The organism is Streptomyces sp. NBC_00328, assembly GCF_036139655.1.
Taxonomy (GTDB): domain Bacteria; phylum Actinomycetota; class Actinomycetes; order Streptomycetales; family Streptomycetaceae; genus Streptomyces.
Window position 1 is genome coordinate 4,497,231 of record NZ_CP108013.1, and the last position, 26,014, is coordinate 4,523,244.

The window sequence follows — 26,014 nt, forward strand, 5'->3', positions numbered from 1 at the left end:
GACCGTCCTGCCCACTCGTCTGGATGCGACGGCCATGCTCTGGCCGCCAGTCACCACCTGCGACATATGTCCTGTCCCCCCTCAGCCCCACGCGGATGAGGATCTTAGAGGTCGTTTTCTCCCGTTGTTTCATCCCGGAATCTGGTGTTTGGTCTGTGGTGTTGGGTCGCGCCAGGAGATGACGCTCTCACCGGTGAGGCGGCGGGCCATGAGGTCGGTCATGGCGATGTGGATCATGGCTTCGGAGCGGACGGGCAGGGTCTCATAGTCGCGGGCCAGGCGGCGGTGGAGCATGAGCCAGCCGTAGGTCCGCTCGACCGCCCAGCGTTTCGGGATGGGGGTGAATCCCCTTTTCCCGGGCCTGCGTTGAGTGATTTCCATGTCGATGCCGAGGGTGGCGGCGTGCTCGACGAGGTGCTGGCGGTAGCCGCCGTCGACCCATGCTTTGCGGACGCGGGGGTGTTCGGCGGCGACATGGTCCAGGAGTCTGGTGCCGGCGACGGAGTCCTGCACGCTCGCCGCGGTAACCAGCACGGCGAGGAGAAGGCCGATGGTGTCGGTGACGATGCTCCGCTTCCTGCCCACGATCTTCTTGCCGGCATCGATGCCCTGGCTGGAGAGGGGTACGCTGGTGGAGGTCTTGACGCTCTGCGCGTCGATCACGCAGGCCGACGGTTCGGCCTCCCGTCCTTCCTTCTGTCGTAAGAGTTGCCTGAGCAGGCCGTTGAGCTGGGCGAACACGCCTTCCTGCTGCCACCTGGCGAAGTAGCCGTAGACCGTGTTCCAGTGCGGGAAGTCATGCGGGAGGTAGCGCCACTGGACCCCGGTCCGGTCCACATACAAGATCGCATCCATGATGTCGCGCAGGTCATGCTCGGGCGGCCGGCCGAAGTCCAGGGCCCTGCCGCGGCGCTCGAAGCGCCAAGCCGAGAGCACGGGCTCGATCAACTCCCAGCGGGCATCGGACAGATCACTCGGATACGGACGTCGCGTTGTCACACTCGGGGCGTATCGCTGCGAAGCGAGTGCGCCCAGGCGCACCGCAATGCCGACGGAAGCACACGGGCAGCGAAGCGGGCCTTCTGGAATGAGACAGGCACAAGTCGTATCCCGCCCCACCCGTCACCCCATCCGACCTGCATGCCCCAACCACACCGAGGCTCTCTCCCGCACCACATTCCTGCACTTCAAGAAACTATCTATTTACGGGCAAGGCAGATGAAAACGACCTCTTAGACGTCGTTGCTGATGGTGGAGGCACTGTCCGGTGAGCCATCCCCGCAGTCATGGCAAGACCGCTGCCACGGCGACCACGCGACACAATCTCACCGCGCCAGGTCGAGAGGCCGGCGCGGCCTGACATCAACGGCTGACACCAACAGACGCGAACAGCGACGACCAACCCCAGAGCTAAGCGGATGCCCGACCGAAGCGCAGGGCCGGTTGGTCACTGTCGAAAGTCACCCGTCATTGACCTGATAAGAATCAGGCCACAGGTTCAAGACGCCGCGCCCTTACATCCCGATCAGGTGGCATCTGTAGCCGTGTTCACTACAGTGCGGATCACCATTGCGAGGGGGGACAATGCCGGATTACGAGACTCACGCGAGCAGGGCCCAGGAACTCTTGGACACGGTTCATGCCAAGGACTTCCAACGCTCTGGAGCACTCGCCATCGCCGCTGCTCAGGTCCAAGCAATCCTCGCCTTGGCTGCAGCGGTCGACCGCCAGAGCCGCGTCGACAGGGACGAGGCCAGGTGATGGCACGCCCCCCAAGGCGTGCCACTCACGTGCAAGAACGGGTCTGATGCAGGTTCGGGTGACAGGTTGACCTGCCCCACCATTTGGGCTCCAGGCTCGGTGACTAACCAGCAGCCGGAGCGGTGTCGTTCTCGGACAGTAGTTCGTACTCGATGGGGGTGCGGTAGCCCAATGCTGAGTGTCGCCGCTGGCGGTTGTAGAAGATCTCGATGAACTCGAAGATCGCGTTGGCCAGTTCGACCCGGGTCTTCCACCGCCGGCGGTTGAGCAGCTCGATCTGCATCGAGGACCAGAACGACTCCGTCATCGCGTTGTCCAGGCCGTCCCCGACAGTGCCGAACGACGGCAGAAGGCCGGCGGAGCGGATCCGCTCCCCGAAGACCCAGGAGGTGAACTGGGTTCCGTGATCGGCGTGAACGATCCCGCCCGGCTCAGGGCGGCGGTTGCGGATGGCCATGTCCAATGCGTTGACCACGAGGGTGGAGTCCTGCCTGGAGTCGATGGACCAGCCCACGATCCTGCGGCTGAACACATCCAGGACCGCCGCGCAGTAGACCCATCCTTCCCTGGTCCGGTGCTGCGTGATGTCGGTGACCCACAGCTCGTCGGGACGCAGCCGATGGAACGTGCGATTGACCAGGTCCTCGGCGGTGACGATGCCACGCAGGCGCTTCACGCGCACCGGTCCGGGCAGGCCGTGGATCCCGGCCCGCGTCATCAGCACCGACACGGTCCTGGAGCAGACCTGGATGCCCATGCCCAGGGTGAGCTCGGCGCGGATACGGCGGTAGCCGTAGGTGCCATGGGAGGCGACGTGGACCTCCCGAATCAGCCCGGTCAGCCAGTCCCGCCGTAGCTGGCGCGGTGTGGTCGGGGTGCGCTTGTGCTTGTAGTAGTTCTGCCGGGTGACGCCAAGGATCCGGCAGCATCGGTCGACCGGTGCCCCGGCATCGACGAGTCGGTCGATCACCGGGTAGAGCCTTTTGGGCGGGGCTTGTCCTCGTCAAGGAACTTCGCCGCCTGCCGGACGATCCCCAGCTCGGTTTCCAGCTCACGGATCCGCCGGCGAGCGGCCCGCAGCTCAGCGGACTCGCTCGACGGCGTTCCCGGTCGCCGCCCGTTGTCGATGTCGTCCTGCCGCAACCACTTCGACAACGTGACGGGATGGATACCGAGCTCGACTGCGGTCTGCTTGGCCTGCTTGCCGGCGCGGACCAGCGCGATGGCACGTGCCCGGAACTCCGGAGGACAAGGGCGAGGCATGACTGCCAGCCTTCCGTGAAGGACTGTCAGTCAGCCACCAGAACTGGAACCCAGGACCTGGGGCAGGTCAAGACGTCACCCGTTCGTGCGGCAGACCCCCAACTGTTGACCGGATGGACTCCGCACCAACGGCACGAACAGATCTCGCTGAGCTACGCGGGCCGACCGCAACCAATGAAAGTCTCCCTACTGAGAGAGACCCACAGGGCTTCCTTGTGAGTTACGCCTCGGATGCCGATCGCTCCCAGAATCGCACCCAAGCACGCGACGAACGAGTACACCCCGCGAAGCGCCGCGGGCGAATAGTAAGCCAGAGCAAATGGGTTGCATCGCCGCGGCGCAGCACGACCCATGCCACCTGCGTTGGCTCGTTCGCGCGATGCAACCTGGTTGCGCCGGCTTACTATTTCGCCACCCCGTTCGCCTCCGCATCAAGCAGGAGCTCACCGCGGCGGAAGAGCCACTGAACAAGGCGCACGTGTTCCTGCTTTTCCTTGTCGAGCACGGGACCTGAAGGGCTTCCCCACAGTTCTAAGGTCGGAGCCTTGGAATGATGGATCAATTCAGCAAAGGGCTAAAGTGAGAGTGATTCAGAATTCGGGGATCGATCAACTTTCCCGAACCTAACCCGATTACTGAGAGATATCCCGCTCGGTCCAGTCCGAGCAGAGGTCCAGCGGCTCGTCCCCTTCATATCGACCCACTTGAACGCCGACATCGGTGATGCCGTTACTGTCGACGGCGTAGGTGTCGTCGATTACCCATCCATTGTCGGCGCCGTCGAGATCCTTGCGCCACGACCAGTAGTGAATTTCCCCAGAAGCCGTCTTCGTCAGCAGTCTGGCCCTGGCGTGGTGACCATCCCCCGCCGTGTCATTTACGCCGATCCGCAGATCTATTCGTGTCGAACTGGTCTTGGTGTAGTTGACGTAGCCGGAAGCGCCAGAAACAGCGCACTGCACACCCCAGGTCGTTGCGCTCGCAGGAGATCCGGCCAATCCTACGACCACCATCGCTGCGGTAGAAACTCCTAGAGCTTGAACGCCTTTATTGATGCGCATCACTCTCACACCTTCCAAAAATAAATCTTGCCCATCCTGTGAAAAGAAAATTTTATCCCAGGAAAATTGGAAGTACCGGATTCGCTCGTTTCGCAAAATCGGGTGAATGGGCGCCAGAAGGGTTAAATTGATAGATTTATTGGCCTGAAGTGTTGTTGGCGTGGCTGATTTTCGTGCGACTGTCGCGGGTGACGCGGAAGCGGTAGGAGTGTCGTTATGGCAGGAAATCTGCCGTGGTTGCGGTGATGTCATTGTGTTGGTGCAGGACCGCCGGTAGGCATACTCGTGAGTGGAGCGGCTGCCACCAGCATGCTGCTGATTGAGGTCGTATCGGCGGCGGCAGTGGTGGGGTTGATGCTGGATTCCTCTGCGACCGTTGTCGCCCAGCGATCCCCCCAGGTCGCCGCCCAGTCGCCGGCCAGGTCGCTGCCGGGATCGAGATCCTCGGGTTTGCCCGTGATGCCGTAGGCGCCGAGGAGTCGTCGCTCGACTCCGAACGGTTCACCCAGGGCGAGCGCCGGGTACTCGCTGATCCAACACCTGAGGATCCGTCCGTCCGCGTTCGGCGATCAGCCACACCTCCCCGTCGTTCTGCTCACTGTGGAAGAAGAGCTGGGCTGCGCCGAAGTGCGCGCTCAACTCTCGGCACAGGCCGGTGACATGCACTGTCTGCTGCGGATAGGGCAGTCCGAAAGTACGGTCCGACGACCAGGGTCCCCCCTGCACGGGTGGGGTGACCACGACTGTGGAGAACGGCTCCTCCTCGTCGTGTGCCACCTCGTCGATGACTTCCACACCATCGGCCCAGGTGACCGTGTGTCATCCCCGGCGCCCGCGCCGAAATCGTCGCGGCAACTGGCCACGGACCGCAGATCGACCACCCCGAGCTGGTCAACGCCCGGATGCTGAGATTCATGGAGGACGTCGACTCCCTCGGCCCGGCCGCCGTTGACGGCGCAGTCGACGCGTAGGACCTGCAGCTGGGAACACCCGCGTCGGTGTGGCGGCTACGAACCACTGGCCTCGAAGGAACCGTTTGTCGGATCGATCCAGTCGCCCCGCGTCCGGTCCGCTTGGACTTGGACGAGGAACGCCTCCGCGTCCCGCTTGGTCTCGAAGGTGTCTGACTCAGGCCGCAGGGTGTCGTCCGTGCAGGGGCAGCGGGCCTGGAACGCCCCAAGGGCAGAGCGCCGTCCATAAAAGTGGACGGCGCCCTGCTCGGCCGGGCGTCACGGTGCGACTGCGGATGCCTGACCCGGCCGGTCCGCTGCCCTTCCGGGTCGAGGTGGTCCGGACGGACCCGCCGGAACCGGAACCAGACGCGAAGCCGGCACCCGGGACCCCCGTGGTCCCGAGTGGCCCCCGGATCCGCGCCGTTAGGAGATGCGGATGTCCGACCAGTTCGTGGCCTTGCCGACCTGCGACCGGTTGTCGAAGCCGCCGTGGCCGTTGCCCCGGTTCAGCCAGGCCCGGCCGTCCTTGTCCAGCGAGATCAGGTCGGCCCGGCCGTCCCCGGACAGATCGAGCCCGCCGACCACGTCCTTGTAGGAGGTGCCCCAGTCCTTGAAGACCAGCGACCGGGGCGTGAACGTGCCGGCGCCGGTCCCCCTGAACCGCCACAGCTCGTTCGACGCGTCGAGGGCCAGCAGGTCGTTCTTGCCGTCGCCGTCGAGGTCCCCGGCGGCGATCAGCCTCTTGTAGCCGCCGAAGCCGGACCCGGCGAGCGAGCGGGCCTTGAAGCCGCCCGCGCCGTTGTTCGCGTACAAGTACAGCTTCCCGGTCGAGGCGGACCGGGTCAGCAGGTCGGCCCGCCCGTCGCCCGTCACGTCGCCGGGCGAGACGACCGCGTCGTACCCGCTCCAGTCCGAGGAGACCTTGACGTGGAACGACTGCTGGTCGGGCAGCCCGCCGCAGATCGTCGGGTAGACGCGGGCCTCGCCCTTCGGGTAGCGGACGAACACGTCGTTGCAGCGGTCGCCGTCGAGGTCGCCGAACGGCAGCACGAGCGTGCCCGTCGGCCAACTGCTCGCGCGCTGCCCCGCGGACAGCTTCGTCGCGTCGCCCGCGTACACCTTCAGCCCGGTGCCGTTGCGGCCGAACAGGTCGGCCTTGCCGTCGTCCGTGTAGTCACGCCACTTGGGCAACGCGCGGCTGGTGGTGGTGGCCTGGTAGACGCCGTCCAGGACGAAGCTGTTCGTCTCGGTCCGCTTGTACTCGTCCCACAGCACGACGGGCCGGCCGAGCTCGTCGGCGGCCACCTGGGGCGCCCCGGTGAACTGGGCACTCGTCGCGCTCAGCCGCCGCGGGGCGGACCAGGTGCCGCCCTTGAAGACGGCGGCCATCGTGTACTCCTCGCTCGAGTAGCCCTCCCGCCACGTCACCGTGACCGTGCCGCCCGAGGTGGCGGCCGCGTCGACCGCGCGCACCTTCTCGTGCGTGGAGAAGGGCTGCGTGTACGGCTGCCAGGCGCCAGTGGCCGCCGAGCGCACCGCGTACCAGGGGCCGGTCGAGTAGCCGGGCCCGCCGGCGACGAAGAGGTCGCCGTTGGGCAGGTAGACGGGCGCCGTCATCCCGTACGTGCTGCCGTAGTTGGCGGCGGACCGCGGGGTGCTCCACTGCGTGGCGCCGACGGGCCGGCGCGTGTGCATGAGGTGCGCGATGTCGTCGTAGAACACGTCGAAGCCGCCCTGTGGATCAGCGAACACCTTCGGGCGCGCCAGGTCCACGCCCGGGACCGGGAAGCCCTGGACCGCGGTCCAGGCGGACGCGCCGGGGGCCTTCTCCAGGGCGACGACGGCCTTGCTTGCCTGCCACTGCCACACCAGCAGGGCGGTGCCGTCCTTGGCGATCGCCAGGTCCATGCCGGAAATGTCCCGGCTGCCGGACGGCGGCTGCTCGTTGAGGTCGGCCGGAGCGGTCCACGCGGCCCGCGGGCCGGTCTTCTCGGCGGCCTTCACGACACCGGAGACCGACCACACGGCGACCAGCCGGCCGTCGGGGGCCGCCGCCAGGTGGTGGTAGCCCTTCTGGGGGACCGCGGCGACGTACTCGGGCTCGGAGAAGGCGGTCGCGCCGGGCGCGAGGGTGGCCACCTTCAGCCAGTAGTTGTTGTGGTCGTCGGCACGCTCGCCCCGCCAGACCAGGCGCACCGAGCCGTCGCCGAGCGAGACAAGCTCGGTGTTGTACCCGCCGGCGTCCGGCCAGGTCTGCGGGGCGAGCCAGCGGGTGCTGCCGACGGGCCGGATCCGGGTGGAACGGGAGAGCCCGTCGCCGGTGAGGGAGACGAGGGCGCCGTTCCCGGCCGACTCCAAGGCGTTCACCCCGCCCGAGGCGGAGACGGGGTTGGGGTTCGGGGCGTGCAGGGTGCGGGTGCCCCACGGGCCCGGCGCACGCGTCTCGACGGCGGCCGGGGCAGTGCCGGTGGCCGTGGCGGTGGTGCCGGTGGTCGTGGGGGTGGTGTGGGCGGCGGCCGGGGCCGCGGCCGCCAGGGCGAGGACGGGAGTGAGCGCGATGCCGAGCACCGCGCGGAACTGCGAAGTCATGGGAATGCCCCCCCGGGCAGGGCGTATCCGGTGGCACGGATTCGCCGATCTGTTCGATCAAGTCAGGCGCAGCGTATATCAGTCAAGATCGGCCCGCGCGAGGGTTTTCCTCCCCCTGCTCAGAGAAATTCGGCCAGCGCGTCCAGCAGGGCAGCCGGCGGACCCTGGTGTCGTCCGCGAGCCGCACCGTGACGTAGTCCCGAGGTGGCTCCCGAAGACCTTTGTGCCCACCCCCACCGTTCGCCGACGTTCAGCCGAGACCAGAAGGCCGCTCCTGGCCACGGGCCGGCCGGTCATGAACCCAAGGTGAACACCCCTGCACACAGCCCAACACCCCACCACCGCAGTTGGAAAGCGTGTTGGGCAGCAGGTCAGGTCTCCTCGTCACTCGGGTACGTCCATGGCCTGATCTCCCACGGACAGGGTTCGGCCACCTGGTCGACGAACAGGACGATGGGGATGGGGCGTTCGTCCTCGGGGAACCCCCGGTGTCCGAGGTGACTCGCCCATGGAGACTCCACCGGCTACTGCGGGACCCTGTCGTGCTGGTCCCGGCCAGTCCCCTGTTGCTCCTTGTGCAGATTCCCTGCCCAACGGGTCATCTTGATCGCGACCCAGGCGAACCCGGTCATTGAAATCGCCCGAGACACGACGTCCCACCACCCGACGGTTGCCCCGGTCACTTCTTCCGCGATTCGTCCCATGTTGACCAGAACGCCTCCGTACAACACGAGACACAGCAACGCAGTCGTCCACCAGCGCTTCGGCCGGTTGGGCACATCCCCTCCTTCTGGTCACCGTCACTCACCGGTGCCCGGACTGCCATGCCCGCTGCGTGCCCGACCGCGCGGCGGCCATCGGGGAACAGCGGTTCGGCGCCCGCCGGAGCGCAGCCGGCGACCTAGTGCCGCGACAGGCAACGTTCGCCCCGTCGCGACTCCCGGCACGCTCCCCCAAGCTCTTCGAGCAGGGGGGACCCCCACTCGCCGCACCGGCCGAAAGCCCAAGTACATCCAGTACGAGGACTTCCGGCCGGCACGCCGAGAGCACGCACCGGGCGCCGCTCCTTGACGGGCAAACGTTGCCTGCCGCGGCACTAGTTCTGCGGTGCCAGGGTCCGTACGACGTCGAACTCGTTGCCCTCGGGGTCTGTCATGACCACCCAGTTCCGGTCCGGGCCTTGGCCCACATCCGCCCTGGTGGCGCCGAGGCCGAGCAATCTGGTCACCTCGTCCTCGGTGCTGCAGTCGATCGGGCTGACGTCGAGGTGAAGCCGGTTCTTCACGGTCTTACCCTCGGGCACCTGGATGAACAGCAGGGTGGGCGGCATCTGGCGGGCCTGAACGTCCTCGACGGTCGGTACCCAGGAGCCGATCTCCACCTTGCCCTGGCTCCGGTCGATCACCTTGAAGTCCAGGACCTCGCACCAGAACGCCGCGAGCCTCTCCGGGTCGTGGCAGTCGACGACCAACTCGGTGAACCTACTTGTCATGTCTCTCCCAGATGGTTCGGACGGGCTCAGGGTATGCCGCCCGTCCGGCAGTCCCGAGATCATCGGCGACTTCCACACGAATTCCCCCACGGCAACTGGCCATGGGTTCTTCCTCAAATCTCGCTCAGGGAACTGTTCGTTTTCATGAGGCGGCTTCGGTCGGCTCATAGTGTTCGGGGATCCGGCCGGCGGGCCGTGGTCGTCAATTGGGGGGCGCGTGGGCAACGGCGGTGGCAGCGGCAGCGGCCAGGTTCGGCGTGGGGTCCTGGGGCGCGTGCGGCTTCTTGGCTGGGTGTTGGTTCCGGGGCTGCTTCTGACGGGGTGTACGGCGGATCCCGAGCCGGGGGGCCGTCCCGTCGGTTCCTCGTCCCCCGACGGGCATCGCGCGGCGCTGCAGGCGGAGACGAAGCTCGCGGCAGAGGTCCAGTCGGCGCTCGATGCCGTTCCCGCCCAGGGGGCGATGGTCGAGTCGGGGGTGGAACGCGTGACCGAGGGCATCCACACGCGGCCCACTCTGGACGACGGGGCCGGCTACAAGCTCATCGTCGTGTGCGTCGGCAAGGGCGGGGCGGAGATCGTGTTCAGTCCGGCCGGAGCGGGCTCGGGGCGGATGGTCCCCTGTGACCGGACCCTCGTCTTCGAGCGGCTCACCGGCCGGAGCGGGCTCGCTCTTGACGTCCGGGGCAGGCCGGACGCGGCGGGGATGGTCGCCTGGCGGATCGAGAAGGTGTGAACGAACCCCGGGGCCTGTCCCGGCACCGGGGTTCGTCGCACATTTCGTGGGGACGCGCGGACATGCGTCTCCAGGGTGGAGCGGGGCGGGTTCGGCGTTCCGTTTCCCTTCTCTACGCGGCACCGCTGATGCCGGGGGCGATGTAGCGCCGGTGGAGCGGGTTGATGGAGGTGTCGGGGGCGCCGGTCATGCCGGCCTTCTGGATCGCGGGGGCGAGGCGTTCGGCGAAGAAGGCCTCGAACGCCTCCTGGGACTCCCAGACGTCCGTGACGTGCAGCCCCTGCGCGTCGAACCAGGCCACGTGCATCTGACCGCCGGCCCCCGGGACCTCCTCCCACTGCACCGCGTCCCGCACGGTGTCGTACTGCTCCGGCGTGGCTTCCGCCCAGTGCATCGACATCACGATTGCCATGTCCGGCCCCTTGCTGCTCGTAGTGGTGACGCCGTTCTCGGATCAGCAAACATCCGCTCGCCACCGCTCACATCTCCACGGCGGCCAAAGGCGTTCCCCTGCCGGTACTGGGCATCGGGATCGTTCCACCCGCCGAGCCGCGCCGGACAGAGCGCGCGGAGGCACACCGGCGCCTGCGGAAGGCCTCGTACGCTCGTCCCGAGTCCCCCGCTCCGCAGGCGTCATGGTTCCCGGCGGGTTGCTCAGTCCTGGAAGACCCGGTCGGTGCCCGGACCGCCGGAGAGGGTGTCCGTGCCGGAGCCTCCGTGCAGGAGGTCGTTGCCGCTGTTGCCGTAGACCTTGTCCTTGCCGGAGCCTCCGTAGAGGCGGTCGTTGCCGCGGCCGCCCTCGATGTGGTCGGCGCCCGCGTTGCCGTAGACGATGTCGTTGCCGTCGTCGCCGAACAGGCTGTTGTCGTAGTCCCGGTAGCTGCCGTCGGCCGCGCTCACTCCGCCGCTCAGCACGTCGTTGCCCGTGCCGCCGTGGCAGGTGTAGCCGCAGGAGCTGAGGGTGTCGTTGCCCGCACCGCCGAACGCGCCCTCGCTGTAGGCACCGCCACCCCCGTACAGGTGGTCGTTCCCGTCCTGGCCGTAGAGGACGTCACGGCCGTGACCGGTGATGGTGTCGTTGCCGGACCCGCCGTAGACGCGGGAGTAGCCCCTGTTGCCGGGGGCGACCGTCGCGGTGTCGTTGCCGTCCCCCAGATTGACGATCAGGGTGTCGAGGTCGGAGGCCGAGGTGTTCGGCTCGGTGACCGTGCAGACCGCCTGGGTGGTGTCGCCCGATGCGGGACGGACACAGCCGGCGCCGAGGGAGATCTTCACGCTGTCGTCGAACGTGTAGATGAAGTCGGCGAGTTGGGAGTCGGGGTCGGTCGCGCCGAGCGCCCAGGAGATCTTCAGGTGGTTCGTCTGGCCGGCGGCCGCCGTGTAGAAGAGCTTCTGGCCGGTGGAAGCGGCGGTGGCGCTCGCGGTGGTCGCGGTGGTCGCGGCGCTCGCCGGGGCGACGGCCGCCGCGGAGACGGCGGCCGTGGCCGCGGCCAGCACCAGCAATTTCGGAAGGACGGAATTACGGCGACTGAACATGCTTCCCCCTCGGTGCGATTCCGCGGCTCGGCGGGCCTGGCGGCGCTGCCGTTCCGCGTTCCGGGCGCCCGGAACGTACGTGTCCGGACATCCCGTTCGACGTCGCCGGGGGATGGGTGGTTGTGACCCGTGTCGTACAACTTTCCTCGGTTCAGGGAGAGTTCACCTCTGATTGCCACGATCTTGGTGCGGACGGCTCCGGGCGTTGCCCCTCCGGGGGCGCTGCGCGGTGCCGGAGCAGCGAGAGGGCCAGGGTCAGCGTCACGGCGATCGAGGCGGCCGCCATCACCGTCATCGCCGTTGCGGGCGAGGTGAGTTGGGCGATGCCGCCCGCCAGCGCCGCGCTCACGCCCTGCATGGTGAGCATGCCCGCCGTGTGGAGCCCGAGGGCGTGGCCGCTGAGTTCGTCGGGGATCAGGGCCACCAGGCGTTCCTGCTGGATCAGGCCCGACCCGAAGCCGATCGAGGCGACGGCGGCGAGAACGGCGGCGACCCCCACGCCCGGACGCAGGACGAAGAACAGGTACGGCGTCGCCAGGAGCAGCAGGAACGGGATGCCCAGGCGGGCACGGACCCGGGGCGGCAGCAGACGTCCCGTCGTCACGTCCCCGGCGAACATGCCGAGGGCCGCGAAGGCGAACAGCGCGCCGGCCCGGCTCGGCGCGTACGACACGTACAGCGATTCGCAGCCGACGACCAGGCCGTTCGGCACCCAGAGCAGGAGATAGAGGGTGCGGCGTTCCGGTGAGGAGAAGAGGCGGGCGTTGGTGTGCCAGGTCCGGGCGATGGACGGGCGGCCCAGGGCTCGGGGCGCCCGGGGTGTCAGGCCGAGCCGGGCGGTCAGGGCTGCCGCCAGGTACAGCCCGGCCGCCAGGAGGAGCGTGACGCGCGGGGACAGCAGGGCCACGAGGACGCCACCGGTCGCGTATCCGGCGATCTGGGCGATCCCGCTCATCATGTTGAACACCGAACGCCCCAGCAGATAGCCCTCCTTGGCGAGGATCTCGGTCAGCAGGCCCCACAGGACCCCGCCGCCGAAGGACTGGATCAGGCCGAGGAGCAGCAGGACGGCGAAGATCGTCCAGATCGGCAGCCCGGGGATCGCCGTCGCCGCCGTGCCGAGCCCGAAGAGGAGCGCGATGCCCGCCACGGTCGCCCGCGGCGGCAGCCGGTCGGCGGCCGACAGCATGGTGGCCGCGCCGACCATCTGGGCGAGCGAGGGCCCGAACATGCTGAGCGCGGTGAGCAGCGGCGAGTCGGTGGCCCGGTACACCAGGGTGCCGAGAGCCAGACCGCTCACCGTCGAGGCGGCGGTCTGGAAGCAGGAGGACAGGAAAAGCGGGGTGAACTCCCGCGTGCGGAAGAGCTCGGAGTAGCTGCGCATCCGCGGAGTCTGCGGGGTCGTACGGACGGTCGATATTGTTTCGCGCGGACGCGAAAGGTCCGGGGAGAGCGCACGCGAAGGGTTCAGACCGAGCGCAGGCGAAGGGCTCAGGCAGAGCACACGCGAAAGGCCGGGCCGATGCGGACGCGAAGGCTGAGGCTCACGCGAAAGGTCCGGGCAGAGAACCGGGGGCCGGCACGCGAGGGCCCGGGAGACAGGGGGCGGGCATGGGCTGGTGGCAGGTGAACGCGGACACCCTCGCCGGGAGCCGTTTCGTGCTGTCGCCGCTCGCCGAGACGTTCGCGTGTCTGAATCTGCTGCACGCGGAAACCGCCACGCACCCCGGTGAACGCGCCTGGCTGAACGTCCATCTGCCAGCGTACCGCGGGCGGCTGGCCGCCGACCCCGTCACCGCGCTGCTCGTGCGCTGCGGGCTCGGGCAGGCGTGGATCGCCGACTTCCTCACCCCGACCCCGTACGGCGACGAGACCTTCGAGACCGAGGTCGCCCGGGTGCGGGAGGTCTCGCCCCGGGACGCCCACGGCCATCTCGTCCGCTCGATGGGCGGCCCGCTGCCCGCGGCTCTCGCGGACCGTGACGATCTGCCCGAGCGGGCCGCCGCGCTGCTCACCGCCGTCTGGGCGGAGTCCGTACGCCCGGACTGGGAACGGCGGCGGCGCGTCCTGGAGGCCGATGTGGTGGCCCGGACCGCGCGGTTGGGCCAGGGCGGCTGGGCGGCGGCGCTGGACGGGCTGCGGCCCGGGACGCGCTGGCTCGGCGGCAGCCGGCTCCAGGTCAACCTCCACGAGTACCCGCCGCGCGAGATCTCCGGCGCCCAGCTCGTCTTCGTCCCCGTCACGCCGAGGGCCGGATGGGTGTCCTGGGAGGGGTCAAGCCGCTACGCCGTGGTCTACCCGTGCGCGGGGGCGCTGGCGGACGTACGGGCCGCGGTGGTGCCGGAGAGTCTGGGGGCGCTGCTCGGAACGGCCCGGGCCGGTGTCCTGGTCCGTCTCGACTCGCCTCTGTCCACCAGTCAGCTGGTCGCCGTGACCGGGCAGGGGCTGGGGTCGGTCGGCCGTCATCTGCGGGTCCTGCTGGACGCGCGGCTCGTGGAGCGGCGGCGGGCGGGACGGTCGGTGCTGTACTCGCGCACGGCAGCCGGTGAGGTGCTCGTCACAGCGCAGCGCCAGGGCCTGGGCGGCGGACCGGAACCGCCGGACAGGCGCCGGGAGCGGACCGTCGGGACCGGTGGGACCGGTAGGACCGGTGGGACCGGTAGGACCGGTGGGACCGGTAGGACCGGTGGGACCGGTAGGACCGGTGGGACCGGTAGGACCGGTGGGATCGGTAGGACCGGTGGGATCGGTAGGACCGGTGGGATCGGTAGGACCGGTGGGATCGGTAGGACCGGTGGGATCGGTAGGACCGGTGGGGCAAGCAGGGCCGGCACCTAACGGAGTTAGCATCCGCTTATGACTACTGACAACACCGGTTCCTCTGTGCTCGCCGTCGAGATCGGGGCCCTCCAGGGAGGTTCCGCCGACCTGTCCCAGTACGCGGGCAAGGCCGTCCTCATCGTGAACGTGGCCTCCAAGTGCGGTCTCACCCCGCAGTACGCCGGCCTTGAGAAGCTCCACGAGCGCTACGCCGGCCAGGGCTTCACCGTCCTCGGCGTGCCCTGCAACCAGTTCCTCGGCCAGGAGCCCGGCAGCTCCGAGGAGATCGCCGAGTTCTGCTCCGCGACCTACGGCGTGACCTTCCCGATGACCGAGAAGGTCGAGGTGAACGGTGACGCGCGGCACGGGCTGTACGAGCGTCTGGTGGGCACCGCCGACGCCGAGGGGCACTCCGGCGACATCCGCTGGAACTTCGAGAAGTTCCTGATCGGGCGGGACGGCACGGTCGTCGGCCGCTTCTCGCCGCAGACCGAGCCCGAGTCGGCCGAGCTGGTCTCCGCCCTGGAGAAGGCCATCGGCTGACTCTCGCGGCTCCGCCGTTGACCTTGCCCCTGGGGCAAGGGGGAGCGTCCCTGTCACCGGGCGGAAGGCGCCCGGTGACGGAGGATGACAGGGTGGACAAGGACCTGCTCACCATCGGCGCGTTCGCCTCGCGGGCGCGGCTCTCGGCGAAGGCCCTTCGGCTGTACGACCGGCTGGGACTGCTGACCCCGGCGTACGTCGACGAGGTCAGCGGCTACCGGTACTACCGGGCCGAGCAGACCGAAGGGGCCCGGCTCGTCGCGCTGCTGCGCCAGCTCGACATGCCGCTGGCGCGGATCGCGGACGTGGTGGAGGCGCGCGGCACAGAAGCGGCCTCGCTGCTCGCCGCGTACTGGGACGGTGCCGAGGCCCGCTTCGCCTCGCAGCGGGCGCTCGCCGACTACCTCCGTGGACGTCTTTCCGGGAGGAGTTCCGAGATGTACGAGAAGTTCGTCGTCGAGACCGCCGAGGTGCCCGAGCAGATCGTGCTGACCGAGAAACGGCACGTCCTGGCGCCCGAGCTGCCGGTGTGGATCCCCGCCTCGCTGGGCCGGCTGGAGGAGGGCGCCCGGGAGGCCGGGGGCATCACGGGGCCGCCGTTCGTCGTCTATCACGCCGAGGTCGGCGTGGAGAGCGACGGTCCGGCGGAGACGTGCGTGCCGGTGACCGACGAGGCCGCGGCACGGGTCTGGGCCGAGCGGCAGGGCCGGGCCACCGGGGCCGGGGTCCGTGTCGAGCCGGCCCGGCGCGTCGCGTTCGTCCGCATCAGCAAGGCCCAGGTCGCCCACCCGCAGATCCTGGCCGCGTTCGAGGCGGTCGAGAGCTGGGTCACCGAACGGGGGCTGTCCGTCGACGGCCCGTGCCGGGAGATCTACTTCGCCGACTGGGACGCGGCGGGGCCGCAGGACCCGGTGTGCGACGTGGCGTTCCCGGTGAGGTGACCTGAAGGGACCGCGTCGAGGTGGGCGCGGCGCGGCCGCCGCGCCCCGCACGTTCGTGTGATGCCACGCCCATCTCGCCCGGTGCAGCGCCCACCTTCGTGTGACATTGCGGGCACCGCACCCGGGAGACGTGTACGAGTGGGTGTTTCGGTGGTCTCGTCCCCTCTCGGGAGTTCGCTGTGCCTTCTGTCGCTTCCTCGGTCCATGTCCTCGTCCCGGTGCCGAAGGCCGGGGCATCCACGGAAGTGGCGGAGCACCGGCTCTCGTGGGAGGGCTACGGGTACACCGCGCGGGTCGCCCGGCACGGCCCACCCGTCACGGAGCCGCTGCTCGTGCTCGGCGGGTCGGACCAGACGCGGTACTCGTGGATGCGGCACGAGCGGTGGCTCGGGAAACTCGGGACCGTCGTCACCGTGGACCTGCCCGGGTTCGGGGACGCGGACTTCCTGCCCGCCGAGCACGGGATCGACTTCCTGGCCGAGTGTGCGGGCCACATGCTGCGCCGGCTCGGGCTCGGCCCGGTCAACCTGTACGCGGGGTGCTACGGCGGGGCGGTCGGGCTCCGGCTCGCCCAGCGGTATCCGGAACTGCTGCGCCGGGTCGCCGTGCAGGGGATGTCGGACCACATTCCGGACTGGTTCGCCGAGGCGCTCGTGGGCTGGGTCCGGCTTCTGGAACAGGGACGCGTCGAGGAGACCGCCGAGGAATTCGTACGGTGCTTCGTACCGCCGCCCGGCGACCGCACCGTACGCAAGCACGCCGCGCTGACCCGGCTCATGTACCAGCAGTTCGCGGCGCAGACGCCCCGCGACGTCACCGTGACGGTCGAGCGGAACCGGCGGCTGCTGGCCCACGAGTGGTACCGGCGGGCGCCCGTCCCCGCGGTCCCGTATCTCGTGTTCACCGGCGAGCACGACACGCTGACCACGCCCGGCATGGTCCGCTCGGTGGCGGCGGACCTGCCGGGCTCGTGGTTCACCACGATCACGGAGTGCGGCCATCTGGCCCATCTCCAGCGGCCCCAGGACTTCTGCGATCTGCTCGTCCGCTTCTTCCGCGACGGACGGCCGCAGGACGCGGGTCTGTCCTACTGCGGGCCCTTCGAGCGGTACTAGGGCGTGTCCCAGGACCTGCGGGCAACGTTCGCGCGGCGGGGCGAACGTTGCCCGCAGGGGCACCGGAGCCGTCGTGGAGGGGTCAGCGCAGCTCCTCCGGGCACGGTGTCCCCCGGGGGAGCTGGTACGGCGCCGCGAGCCGGTAGGTGCCCGGCTTCGGGGCGAGCAGCTCCGTCCAGATGTCGCCCGCCGCGGTCTCCTCCGTCGGCGTCAGGCAGCCGTTGAGGTTCTCGTACGTCTTCGGGGCGTCGTCCGTGCGGCGCTTCGACGCCTTCGTCTCCTGGGGCGCCTTCAGGCTCTTGCCGTCCTCGTCGACGATGCTCAGCCACGGCGAGTACGGGATGCGGATGAGGACGCGGCCCGCCTGCTTCACCTCGATGGTCATCTCGCCCTGCTCGGCCAGGTCCACCACGGCGTGCGGCTCGGCGAGCGGGGTGGGGTCGGTGACGGTGAAGAGCTGCCAGTTGGCGTCGCCCCAGATCTGCCGCAGATACGGCATGCCCCGCTGGACGAGCTCGCGTTCGCGCTGGCCGCCGTCGCCGTCCGGTTCGCCCTTGGGCAGCACGACGTAGTGGATGGCCCAGCGCTGGAGCCACTCGTGGTAGTTCGCGGAGTTGAGCGTGTCGTCGTAGAAGAGCGGGTTGCGCTCCATGTCGGCCTGACGGTTCCAGCCCCGGGCGAGGTTCACGTAGGGGGCGAGGGCGGAGGCCTCACGGTGCGAGCGGGCGGGGACCACCTCGACGCGGCCCTTCTCGGCATCCACGAGCTGGAGCTGGTTGACGAGCGGGGCCAGCTCGCGCGCCCAGGACGCCGCCGGGGTCGTGTGGACGATGTCGTCGACCGTCTTGACGCCGATCCAGCCGGTGAACACGGCGAGGGCGATGACGGTGGTGTACCACTTCCGTGACTTCGGCACGGTGAAGGGCAGCGCGGCGACCAGGGCGACTCCCGCGAACAGCATCGCCAGGCGCGTGATGTTCGAGCCGATCTGGGAGCTGATCAGCCAGACGAGGAGCACGGCGAGGCCGTACACCGCCGCTGTGATCCGTACCGTCGTCCACTCCTTGGGCACCACGTAGTAGACCGAGGCGGCGGACGCGAACGGCAGGATGACCGAGAAGAACGTCATCGGCTGGGTGCCCGAGAAGGGGAACAGCAGGGCCGAGACCGCGACCACGATCGTCGGGGCGATACCGAGGGCGTAGGCGCCGGGCCGGCGCCTCTGGAGGAACATGGCCGCGGCCAGCAGGCCCACGAACAGTCCGGCGACCGGTGAGGCGGCCGTCGCGAGCGCGGCCAGCGGCGCGGCGCACAGGGCCTTCGCCCAGCGTTTGTAGCGCCAGCGGTGGGGCCAGCAGAAGACGACGGCGACCGCGCCGAGCGCGAACGCCGTGCCGAGGCCGTACGTCACCCGGCCGGAGATCGCGTTGCACACCAGCGCGAAGATGCCCGCGAGCGAGGTGGCGATCGGGTTCCGGACGGCGCGGCTGCGCACGAGAATCAGCGTCAGCAGACCGGCCGAGACCGTCCCGGCGATCATCATCGTCGTCCGGACGCCCAGCACCGACATCAGATACGGCGACACCACGCTGTAGGAGACCGGGTGCATTCCGCCGTACCAGGCGAGGTTGTACGCCGAGTCCGGGTGCCGGCCGACGAACTCCGCCCACGCGTCCTGCGCCGCGAGGTCACCACCACTGTTCGCGAACGTGAAGAACCACACAATGTGGAGCACGCCGGCGAAGGCGGTGAGGAGAAGGACGGGGTAACGGCGGAGAAGGCCGAGCGGCACGGCTCCGGCTGTCGCGCCCTTCGCGGCCGACTCGGTCCCGCCGGGCTCCCCGGGCTCCCCGGGCTCCCCGACGGCGCTACCGCCCGGGTCCACGACTGTGTCTGTGTCTGCGCCCGTGCCCGCGCTGGCGCCTGTGTCCGCGACTACGTCACGGACCGCCTCGCGCGTGCCGGCGCGCAGCGGTATTCGCGGGCCCGTTCCCTGGCCCGCATCGGCGTCGTCGGCGTGTGTCGGCTCCGCTGTCGCCACTGCAAGGTTCTCCCCGTGTCCCGTTGGTCCGTTCTGGGCCGGGACCCGCGGCTCGCGAGCAGCCCCGATTAGCGCGACGCTAGCACGCACTCCGCCGGACAGCCCCCGAGTGGGGCCGTCCGACGGAGTGCGGGTGCGCGTGCCGCTCCCAGCCGTACGTCACCGACGCGTGCGCGCGTACGTCATCGGTGTGCGCTTCCGCTCAGCCGACCCGGGTCACCTTCGCGCCGAAGCCGGGCTCGGCCAGGTCCGACTTGAGCGCGACGGGGATCCGTACGGCCTCGCTGGAACCGTCGCCGACCCTCAGCTCGCCGACGACCTTGCCGGCCTCGCCGGTGTGCGGGACGGCGGACTTGCCCTGGCCGATGCTCAGCTTCGTCTTCAGGCCGGGCCAGCCGATCGCGGTCATGTTCTTGGTGGCGACGACCGGGGTACGGCCGCCGAGCTGGTCGTCCACGTAGCCGACGACCTGGCCCTTCTTCACCACCGTGGCGGTGACCAGGCTCTTCTGGACCTTGTCGATCAGCTTCTGGCTGTTGGTGATCGCCAGCTGGAGGCTGTCCCAGACCTTGCCGGTGCCGGCGTCCTGGTTCATGACGGCGCCGTAGATCGTCTGCGTCTTGCCGTCCACGACCTTGGTCGCGGCCCACACCAGGTTGCCGCCCGCGGGCGTCGACGAACCGGTCTTCAGGCCGATCACGCCGACCTGCTTCACCAGCAGGTCGTTGTTGTTGTAGATCGTGCCGGGCAGCCCCGGGATGTCCGCCTTGGCCATCCCGACGATGCTGCGGAACACGTCGTTCTTCATGACCTGCTTGGCCAGCTTGATCTGGTCGGTGGCCGTGCTGACCGTCGTCTTCTGCAGACCGCTCGGGTCCGTGTACGTGGTGTTCGTCATGCCGAGGTCCTTGGCCGCGGCGTTCATCTTGGTGACGAAGCCCTTGCTGTCGGAGTCCCAGCGGGCCAGCAGCCGCGCCGCGTTGTTGCCCGAGGGGATCATCAGCATCTGGAGCATCTGGCGCTCGCTGAACTGCTGGCCCTTGGACAGCGCCGCGGTCGACTCGTCCGGCAGCTTCGACTCGTCCTCGGCCTGCTGGTCGACGGTGATCTTCTCGCCGTCCTCGTTCCCCTTCAGCGGGTGCTCCTGAAGGATCACGTACGCCGTCATGATCTTGGCGACGCTCGCCGTGGGGGCAGGGGTCTGCTTGCCGTCGGTACCGAGGCTGCCCACGCCGTCCACCTCGATCGCGGACTGGCCCTGCCCGGGCCAGGGCAGGTCGAGGGCGCCGCCGCCGAAGGTGTACGTGCTGTCGGCGCTGAGCGTGAGAGCCGGGGCCGGCAGCGGGCGGAAGGCCTGCGCGACTGCAAAGATCACCGCGAGCAGCAGGGCCAGCGGCGTCCAGATCTTGACCCGCCGTACGAGGGTGCGGACCGGGGTCTGCGGCGGCGGCGGAGTGTTCGTCAGCTCGGCGAGCAGGTCCAGCGGGGGCTTCGGCGGAAGCGGGAGCTGGGTGGTGCGCTCGGGGCCGACCTGCGGAATGGCCGCGGTGGCCGCCGCGGGCTTGTCGGCGAACTTGGGCGCGGGGGCGGGCGCGGGCGCGGCGGTCCGCTCGGGCTTCGCGGGCCACTCGGGCTTCGCGGAGGGTTTGGGCTTCGCGGAGGGCTCCGGCTTCGCGGAGGGCTCGGGGGTCGGCTTCGGGCGCGCCGGAGGGGCGAAGTCGTCCAGCCGGTTGAGGGGGACGAACTTGCTGGTGCGCACGGGGGCGCCGGCGGGCTTGGCATCGGGCCCGTCGGTGGGCTGCTCGGCGGGCTTGTCGGCGGGGGCGTCCGTCGGCTCGGCGACGGGCTTCCCGTCGGCCTGCTTCCGGGTGGCGCCGCCCAGCTTGAGCATGGTGGTGGGCTGGTCCACGGCCGGGCGCCGCGGGGTCTTGAAGACGGCGGTGGGCTGATCGACGGGGGGCTCGGGGGCGGAGTCCTCTCCGGCCTCCGTGTCCGAGATCTCGTCCGGCGCGGCGTCCGAGGGCTCGTCGGCCGGGGTGGCGTCCGAGGGCTCGTCGGAGGAGTCGCTGTCGCCGTCGAGCCCGCCCTGGGGCGCGTCCGAGGGCTCGTCCTCGGGTTCGGCGTCGCCGCCGCTCCCGGGCTCGTCCTTGGAGGCGGACGCGGGCTCGTCGTCGTCCGCCTGGTCCGCCTGGTCCGCCTGGTCCGCGGAAGTCTCGTCGGAGGCGGCTTCCTGCTCCTGGCCGGACTCGGGCTTCTTGTCGCTGTCGGTGTCGATATCGATGTCGAGGTCAGGGCCGAGGTCGGCGGCGGGTTCGGCGGCCTCCTCGTCCGTGCCGGACGCCACGTCGGGCGCCTCGGACACGCCTGCGGCCGTCGCGGAGTCCGCGGGCTCGCCCGGCCCCTCGGCGAGCTCCGCCTCGGCGTCGGCGTCGGCGTCGGCGTCGGCGTCAGTGTCGGCGTCGGCGTCGTCACCCTCGACAGCGTCGGCCGGCTCCGTGCGGCCCGTGTCCGCGCCGTCCGTGTCCGCGTCGCTCTCGCCGGCGTCGGCGTCAGCGTCAGCGGCTTCGGCGTCGTTCACGGCGCCGTCGCCGCCCGCGGGGCTGTCGTCGTCCGCGGGCTCGTCGCCGCTCCCGGAGCCGGCCCCGGCCCCGGTCGTGCCCGCCGGAGCGGGCTCGTCCGATCCGGAGACCCACGCGGCCACCGCCGCGCGCAGCCGGGTGTCACCCTCGGCGGCCTTGCCCCCGGCCTCGCCCTCGCCGCCCGCGGGCTCGGAGACACGCTCCGGCTCCGCCGTACGGGAGGCGTCCGCCGTGCGGGCCGTCTCGGCCGAGAGCGCCTTCGTGGAGAACACCGCCGTCGCCTGATCCACCCGTACCGTGGCGGCCCTCTCGCGGGCCATCGCCATCCGGGGGTCGGCCGGAGCCGAGCTCTGGGTCGACGTCGACGCCGGCGCGCCCGACCGCGCCGGACTCGGAACCGACGTCGGGGTCACCGGCGTCGCTTCTGCCGACGACGCCGACGACTCATGCTGCTTCGACCTGTCGGGGGACTCGCCCGCCACCGATGCCTCCTCCATGCGGCGCGCGCCCGCCGCGCGCCGAAAACGAACCGTCAAACCCTTGAACCGCCGCCCGGACACCGCTGCCCGAACCAAGTACCAGTGTCCTGTGCGAGGGCTCGACTCCTGCGGTAGACGAGAACGACATACCTGCCGGTTCCCTCATATTCCGGTCACGCGCTCTCGACAGACCAATGTGAGAGGGGTCACCCTGTCATTCATCCACGCGGGGAGGCATGGATGGGCAAGAGCCGCAGAACAATTCCGGAGGAGCTTCTGCTGCTGGCGTTGGACCCGACCACGGGTACCACCGCGCAGCCGCAGTCGCTCGACCTCGGTCTGGCCGGAGCACAGCTAGTGGAGCTGGCGCTGGCCGGACGGATAGCCCCAGACGGGGATCGTATCGCCGTGGTGGTGCCACGGCCGACCGGAGATCCAACACTGGACTGTGCGTTGGAACTCCTTCGGCGGCGCGGGGCACCCGTACGCGCGGTCAACTGGATCGGCGGACCCCGCCTGGGGCTCCGCCAGACCTACCTCTCGCATCTGGAGAGGTGCGGCATGGTCCATGCCGTGGCCGGCCAGATGTGCGGGGTGCTTCCGACGACTCGCTACCAAGCGACGGACACGGATATCAGCCGGGAGATCCGAACCCGGCTGGACAACGCGATCCGCACCGGCGTACCGCCGGACCCGCGGACCGCGGCGCTCGCCGCGCTGGCCCACGCGGTCGGTCTCGGCAAGCACCTGTATCCGGGGAACGAGGGACGTTCGTCCCGCTCCCGGCTGCGGGACCTGATCAGGCACGACCCCATGGGCGGCCTCGTGGCGCACGCCGTGATGGACGTTCAGAGCGGTGTGGCGGCACAGCCGCGCCGCAGCCCGGCACCGGCAGGCCGCCCGGCCACCGCCGGCGTCAGGTCCGCACCGGAGACCGCACGCGGTGTTCCGATGCAACCGCGCCATGGTTCGATGGCGCGCGCCGTGGCGCACTGAGCCGCGGGCCCACGCGGCCCGTGTCACGCGCCGTCGGCAGTACCCGCACCACGCAGCACCCGCACCGCCAGTACAGCCAGCACCGCCGCAAGACACCAGCGCCGCACCGCAGTCCCCATGATCCGGTTCGGGAGCCGCAGGCTCGCGCGGGGTGGCCGAAACCGTACGTCCGGACGACGACACGGCCCCGGCCACCCCGCGCGACCGCATCGAGGAGCATCCCGTCCCCGTGGGGCCGGGCGCACCCGGGCGGCAGGCCGGGCACGATCACGCGTCGGCGGCGATCTCCCGTATGTCTCAGGGGAGTTCGCGGGGTCCGCGCCGACAGCGACGGCGGCCACAGCGGTGACGGCGGTGATGACGACAACCGCGGTGATGACGACGGCGTACGGCCGTGTATACACGGCGAATCTGCGAACTTGCGCCCACCAGGCGCATATACGCCGTTTCCCAGCGGTAGAAAGCACCTTGGTGGCAATCTGCTCAACAGCAGATACGCAAAGTACAGGCCCGCAGCCGGAGGTGCACGTCCCGTGGCGTCAAGTGTCAATCCCACCGTCCGGCGGCGCCGGCTGGGGCAGGAGCTTCGGCGGCTCCGCGAACTCAAGGGCATGACGGCCGAAGAGGTCGCCGAGCGCCTGCTGGTGTCACAGTCGAAGATCAGCCGGCTGGAGAACGGCCGGCGCAGTATCAGCCAGCGCGATGTCCGCGATCTGTGCGGGGTCTACGAGGTCGAGGACCACCGGATCGTCGACTCGCTGATGCAGATGGCCAAGGATTCGCGTCAGCAGGGCTGGTGGCACTCCTTCGGCGATATCCCGTACAGCGTCTACATCGGTCTGGAGACCGACGCCGCGAGCCTGCGCGTGTACGACCCCCAGGTCGTCCCGGGCCTGTTGCAGACCCGGCAGTACGCCGAGGCGCTGATCGCGGGGGCGCTGCCGGAGACCGCGCCCGTCGACATCGACAAGCGCGTCCAGGTGCGGCTGAAGCGGCAGGAACGAATCTCCGCCCCCGACAACCCGCTGCGCCTGTGGACCGTCCTCGACGAGTCCGCCCTGCGCCGCGCCGTCGGCAACCGCTCGCTGATGCGCGAGCAGCTCGAATACCTCGTCGAGCAGTCCCAGCTTCCGCACGTCACCGTGCAGGTGATCCCCTTCGACATGGGCGCGCACCCGGGCCTCAACGGCCAGTACGCGATCCTGGAGTTCCCCGACGCGGCCGACTCCAGCGTCGTCTACATCGAGGGCGTGACCAGCGACCTGTACCTGGAGAAGGCGAACGACGTCCAGAAGTACAGCGTGATGTACGAGCACCTGCGGGCCCAGGCCCTGAACGTGGAGCAGTCGCGCCAGTTCATCGCGGACATCGCGAAGGATTACGCGCGCTGATCGGCACGGGGGCGGCCTCGACGGGCGTCCCCGTGCGATGAGCGGCCGGACCCTACACTGTCGCCGCCCCAACGGGGAAGACCCCCATGGAATATGCCATCCAGTCGAGTGAATAGTCGCTTCGCCAGCCGATGTTGGCGAGTAGCGTCGATCACGCCATCGAGCAACAACGTTGGCGCAATCCGGACCGCGGGGCTCCTGACGGATCCACGGTCCGGTGGCACTGCGCCAATGGCTTCGTGGCGGCAACTCATCGACGAACGACAGCTTTCTGGAGCGATCATGGCAATTCAGCAGGGCGCCCTCGACACCTGGACCAAGTCTTCCTACTCCACCGGCAACGGCGCCTGCGTCGAGGTCAAATCCCCTGTCCTGTCGGCGATGGCCGTCCGGGACTCCAAGGTTCCCGCCGGCCCCACGCTCGCCTTTCCCGCGGCTGCCTGGAACGCCTTCGTCACCGAGGTGAGCCGCGGAGCGTCCAGCCTCGTCTGACCCACATGGACGGGACACCTTCATACGCTCCACCGACAGAGCCCTCTCGACCGGCCCGCCGTCCTGGCCGAGGGGGCTCGGCCCCTTTTTTTCGGGGGCTCGGTTCGTCTCCGGGGCGCTGAAGCCGGTGTCGAGAAGCCGTGCTGTGCTCGCCCCCTCCTTCATGGGGCCGCCGCGCGCTCGGCTTCTCGACACCGACGCGCCCCTTGGGCCCACTCGCCGTAGGGCGCCCTTCTAGCGCAGGCGGTCCACGTAGGTGTCGGTTCCCGGCACCGTGGGGATGAAGGGGGCCACCAGCTCCACACGCCCCAGGCCCGATTCGGCCACGGCCTCGTCCAGGCCCGTGAAGTGCGCCTCCCAGCAGTCGCGCGGATCCGCCTGGAGGAACCACAGCAGGGTGAGCCGGGTGTCCACGCCCTCGACCTGCTTGACGTAGGTCATGCGGTCGCCGGGGAGCGGGGTCGGCCGGAACACGGTGACGAGGGCGGCGGGTGAGCCCGCCAGCCGCCCGGGGAGATGGCGGGAGCGCAGCCACTCCAGCAACTCGGCTCGCCGGTCGGCGGATTCGGCGTCGACGACCTCGACCACGAGACCGGCGTAGGGGTGGTCGAGGGCGTGGAAGTCGCGGGGACCCGCGGCGCCGTCACGGTAGACGGTGGCCTCGTGGTCCTGGAAGGCCGTGAAGACGTGCGTGCGGTCCTGGTAGACGCGGCCGTCGCGGTTCAGCCGCCTGTTGATGCCGACGGTCCACTTCATGTGGTCGTCGTAGCGGCCGTCGGTGACCCAGTACGTGGAGATGTAGCAGCCGGCGGTGACCGGCTGGGCGACCGCCGACTTCTCCGGGTAGCGCAGCAGCTGGAGGTCACGGGTGGCCACCCAGCGGCGTCCGGCGTACATCCAGGGCATGGCCATCGCGCCCGCGTAGTAGTGATCGTCCTCGTACCAGCGGTTGTAGGCGTACTCGTGGCCCGGGTGCGGTTCGACCATGGTGATCAGGGCGTGGCCCGGGTGGACGCCGTACGGGCCGAGGGCGGCCAGCTCCGCGTAGGTCTCGCTGCGGGTCTCCTCAGACATTGACGGTCCCCTTCCTCGGTGGAACGTGCGCGGGACTTCCTTCCTCCGCCGGACGCCCATACTCTGACGGCCCGTCAGACAATGCGCCAGAGTCGCGTCGGGGCCGGTGCGCCGGACGGGCGCGCCTCGGGCGGACCGGGCCACGAGACGAGGGA

18 protein-coding genes and 3 pseudogenes are annotated in these 26,014 nt (G+C 69.7%); 9 read left to right on the forward strand and 12 right to left on the reverse strand.

Features of this window, described 5'->3' with window-relative positions; genetic code table 11:
• Positions 1 to 129 precede the first annotated feature (129 nt).
• The 4 genes and pseudogenes from OG485_RS19635 to OG485_RS19650 all read right to left on the reverse strand — a co-directional run bounded on the left by OG485_RS19635 (position 130) and on the right by OG485_RS19650 (position 4,880).
• On the reverse strand, positions 130 to 999 hold the full coding sequence (locus tag OG485_RS19635) for an IS5 family transposase (protein WP_328669629.1): 870 nt from the start codon (positions 997 to 999) through the stop codon (positions 130 to 132).
• A gap of 865 nt (positions 1,000 to 1,864) precedes the next feature.
• Positions 1,865 to 3,024 (reverse strand): annotated as a pseudogene (locus OG485_RS19640) (IS3 family transposase).
• Between the two features lie 632 nt (positions 3,025 to 3,656).
• Positions 3,657 to 4,337 (reverse strand): hypothetical protein, encoded by a 681-nt coding sequence (locus tag OG485_RS19645; protein WP_328669630.1) that lies wholly within the window; start codon positions 4,335 to 4,337, stop codon positions 3,657 to 3,659.
• Positions 4,338 to 4,586: 249 nt separating this feature from the next.
• Complete coding sequence (locus OG485_RS19650) at positions 4,587 to 4,880, reverse strand: hypothetical protein (RefSeq protein ID WP_328669631.1); 294 nt, start codon at positions 4,878 to 4,880, stop codon at positions 4,587 to 4,589.
• A gap of 17 nt (positions 4,881 to 4,897) precedes the next feature.
• On the opposite strand from OG485_RS19650, the pseudogene OG485_RS19655 reads away from it, so the two are divergent.
• Positions 4,898 to 5,056 (forward strand): annotated as a pseudogene (locus OG485_RS19655) (alpha/beta fold hydrolase); the annotation flags it as partial.
• 405 nt (positions 5,057 to 5,461) lie between these two features.
• Here the strand turns inward: OG485_RS19655 and OG485_RS19660 are convergent.
• The gene (locus OG485_RS19660; RefSeq protein WP_328669632.1) at positions 5,462 to 7,627 is read right to left on the reverse strand and encodes an FG-GAP repeat domain-containing protein; all 2,166 of its coding nucleotides are present in this window, start codon (positions 7,625 to 7,627) and stop codon (positions 5,462 to 5,464) included.
• Between the two features lie 1,096 nt (positions 7,628 to 8,723).
• The gene (locus OG485_RS19665; RefSeq protein ID WP_328669633.1) at positions 8,724 to 9,119 is read right to left on the reverse strand and encodes a VOC family protein; all 396 of its coding nucleotides are present in this window, start codon (positions 9,117 to 9,119) and stop codon (positions 8,724 to 8,726) included.
• A 274-nt stretch (positions 9,120 to 9,393) separates the two neighbouring features.
• Here OG485_RS19665 and OG485_RS19670 point away from each other — a divergent pair, with 274 nt between their 5' ends.
• Positions 9,394 to 9,852 carry a hypothetical protein gene (locus tag OG485_RS19670; RefSeq protein WP_328669634.1) on the forward strand — a complete coding sequence of 153 codons (459 nt, stop codon included), beginning with the start codon at positions 9,394 to 9,396 and terminating at the stop codon, positions 9,850 to 9,852.
• Between the two features lie 112 nt (positions 9,853 to 9,964).
• On the opposite strand, the gene OG485_RS19675 is transcribed toward OG485_RS19670, so the two are convergent.
• From OG485_RS19675 to OG485_RS19685, 3 genes are all read right to left on the reverse strand, one after another.
• Positions 9,965 to 10,264 (reverse strand): hypothetical protein, encoded by a 300-nt coding sequence (locus OG485_RS19675; RefSeq protein WP_328669635.1) that lies wholly within the window; start codon positions 10,262 to 10,264, stop codon positions 9,965 to 9,967.
• Between the two features lie 242 nt (positions 10,265 to 10,506).
• Positions 10,507 to 11,388 carry a calcium-binding protein gene (locus OG485_RS19680; protein WP_328669636.1) on the reverse strand — a complete coding sequence of 294 codons (882 nt, stop codon included), beginning with the start codon at positions 11,386 to 11,388 and terminating at the stop codon, positions 10,507 to 10,509.
• A 151-nt stretch (positions 11,389 to 11,539) separates the two neighbouring features.
• Positions 11,540 to 12,772, reverse strand: coding sequence for an MFS transporter (locus OG485_RS19685; RefSeq protein ID WP_328669637.1), 1,233 nt, complete (start codon positions 12,770 to 12,772; stop codon positions 11,540 to 11,542).
• A gap of 227 nt (positions 12,773 to 12,999) precedes the next feature.
• On the opposite strand from OG485_RS19685, the pseudogene OG485_RS19690 reads away from it, so the two are divergent.
• The 4 genes and pseudogenes from OG485_RS19690 to OG485_RS19705 form a co-directional block, all read left to right on the forward strand.
• Positions 13,000 to 13,956 (forward strand): annotated as a pseudogene (locus OG485_RS19690) (ArsR/SmtB family transcription factor); the annotation flags it as partial.
• Between the two features lie 288 nt (positions 13,957 to 14,244).
• Positions 14,245 to 14,751 (forward strand): glutathione peroxidase, encoded by a 507-nt coding sequence (locus OG485_RS19695; RefSeq protein ID WP_328669639.1) that lies wholly within the window; start codon positions 14,245 to 14,247, stop codon positions 14,749 to 14,751.
• A 74-nt stretch (positions 14,752 to 14,825) separates the two neighbouring features.
• Positions 14,826 to 15,692 (forward strand): MerR family transcriptional regulator, encoded by an 867-nt coding sequence (locus tag OG485_RS19700; protein WP_328669640.1) that lies wholly within the window; start codon positions 14,826 to 14,828, stop codon positions 15,690 to 15,692.
• 179 nt (positions 15,693 to 15,871) lie between these two features.
• A complete protein-coding gene (locus tag OG485_RS19705; RefSeq protein ID WP_328669641.1) occupies positions 15,872 to 16,807 on the forward strand; it encodes an alpha/beta fold hydrolase in 936 nt (311 codons plus the stop codon).
• 82 nt (positions 16,808 to 16,889) lie between these two features.
• Here the strand turns inward: OG485_RS19705 and OG485_RS19710 are convergent, their stop codons facing one another.
• Both OG485_RS19710 and OG485_RS19715 read right to left on the reverse strand, forming a co-directional pair.
• Positions 16,890 to 18,848, reverse strand: a complete 1,959-nt coding sequence (locus OG485_RS19710) for an MFS transporter (RefSeq protein WP_328669642.1) — start codon at positions 18,846 to 18,848, stop codon at positions 16,890 to 16,892.
• Positions 18,849 to 19,050: 202 nt separating this feature from the next.
• Positions 19,051 to 21,747 (reverse strand): D-alanyl-D-alanine carboxypeptidase, encoded by a 2,697-nt coding sequence (locus OG485_RS19715; RefSeq protein ID WP_328669643.1) that lies wholly within the window; start codon positions 21,745 to 21,747, stop codon positions 19,051 to 19,053.
• Between the two features lie 399 nt (positions 21,748 to 22,146).
• On the opposite strand from OG485_RS19715, the gene OG485_RS19720 reads away from it, so the two are divergent.
• The 3 genes from OG485_RS19720 to OG485_RS19730 all read left to right on the forward strand — a co-directional run bounded on the left by OG485_RS19720 (position 22,147) and on the right by OG485_RS19730 (position 24,785).
• Positions 22,147 to 22,902, forward strand: a complete 756-nt coding sequence (locus OG485_RS19720) for a GOLPH3/VPS74 family protein (RefSeq protein ID WP_328669644.1) — start codon at positions 22,147 to 22,149, stop codon at positions 22,900 to 22,902.
• 533 nt (positions 22,903 to 23,435) lie between these two features.
• Positions 23,436 to 24,293 carry a helix-turn-helix domain-containing protein gene (locus tag OG485_RS19725; RefSeq protein ID WP_328669645.1) on the forward strand — a complete coding sequence of 286 codons (858 nt, stop codon included), beginning with the start codon at positions 23,436 to 23,438 and terminating at the stop codon, positions 24,291 to 24,293.
• 282 nt (positions 24,294 to 24,575) lie between these two features.
• Positions 24,576 to 24,785 (forward strand): DUF397 domain-containing protein, encoded by a 210-nt coding sequence (locus OG485_RS19730; protein ID WP_328669646.1) that lies wholly within the window; start codon positions 24,576 to 24,578, stop codon positions 24,783 to 24,785.
• A 234-nt stretch (positions 24,786 to 25,019) separates the two neighbouring features.
• On the opposite strand, the gene OG485_RS19735 is transcribed toward OG485_RS19730, so the two are convergent.
• Positions 25,020 to 25,859 carry a hypothetical protein gene (locus OG485_RS19735; RefSeq protein ID WP_328669647.1) on the reverse strand — a complete coding sequence of 280 codons (840 nt, stop codon included), beginning with the start codon at positions 25,857 to 25,859 and terminating at the stop codon, positions 25,020 to 25,022.
• Between the last annotated feature and the right edge of the window lie 155 nt (positions 25,860 to 26,014).

Excerpts from the sequence above, each read along its gene's own strand:
- OG485_RS19660 (WP_328669632.1), bottom strand. The coding sequence starts at position 7,627 with ATGACTTCGCAGTTCCGCGCGGTGCTCGGCATCGCGCTCACTCCCGTC.
- OG485_RS19680 (WP_328669636.1), bottom strand. The coding sequence starts at position 11,388 with ATGTTCAGTCGCCGTAATTCCGTCCTTCCGAAATTGCTGGTGCTGGCC.
- OG485_RS19735 (WP_328669647.1), bottom strand. The coding sequence starts at position 25,859 with ATGTCTGAGGAGACCCGCAGCGAGACCTACGCGGAGCTGGCCGCCCTC.
- OG485_RS19730 (WP_328669646.1), top strand. The coding sequence starts at position 24,576 with ATGGCAATTCAGCAGGGCGCCCTCGACACCTGGACCAAGTCTTCCTAC.
- OG485_RS19685 (WP_328669637.1), bottom strand. The coding sequence starts at position 12,772 with ATGCGCAGCTACTCCGAGCTCTTCCGCACGCGGGAGTTCACCCCGCTT.
- OG485_RS19665 (WP_328669633.1), bottom strand. The coding sequence starts at position 9,119 with ATGACAAGTAGGTTCACCGAGTTGGTCGTCGACTGCCACGACCCGGAG.
- OG485_RS19695 (WP_328669639.1), top strand. The coding sequence starts at position 14,245 with ATGACTACTGACAACACCGGTTCCTCTGTGCTCGCCGTCGAGATCGGG.
- OG485_RS19645 (WP_328669630.1), bottom strand. The coding sequence starts at position 4,337 with ATGACATCACCGCAACCACGGCAGATTTCCTGCCATAACGACACTCCT.
- OG485_RS19675 (WP_328669635.1), bottom strand. The coding sequence starts at position 10,264 with ATGGCAATCGTGATGTCGATGCACTGGGCGGAAGCCACGCCGGAGCAG.
- OG485_RS19715 (WP_328669643.1), bottom strand. The coding sequence starts at position 21,747 with ATGGCCCGCGAGAGGGCCGCCACGGTACGGGTGGATCAGGCGACGGCG.
- OG485_RS19720 (WP_328669644.1), top strand. The coding sequence starts at position 22,147 with ATGGGCAAGAGCCGCAGAACAATTCCGGAGGAGCTTCTGCTGCTGGCG.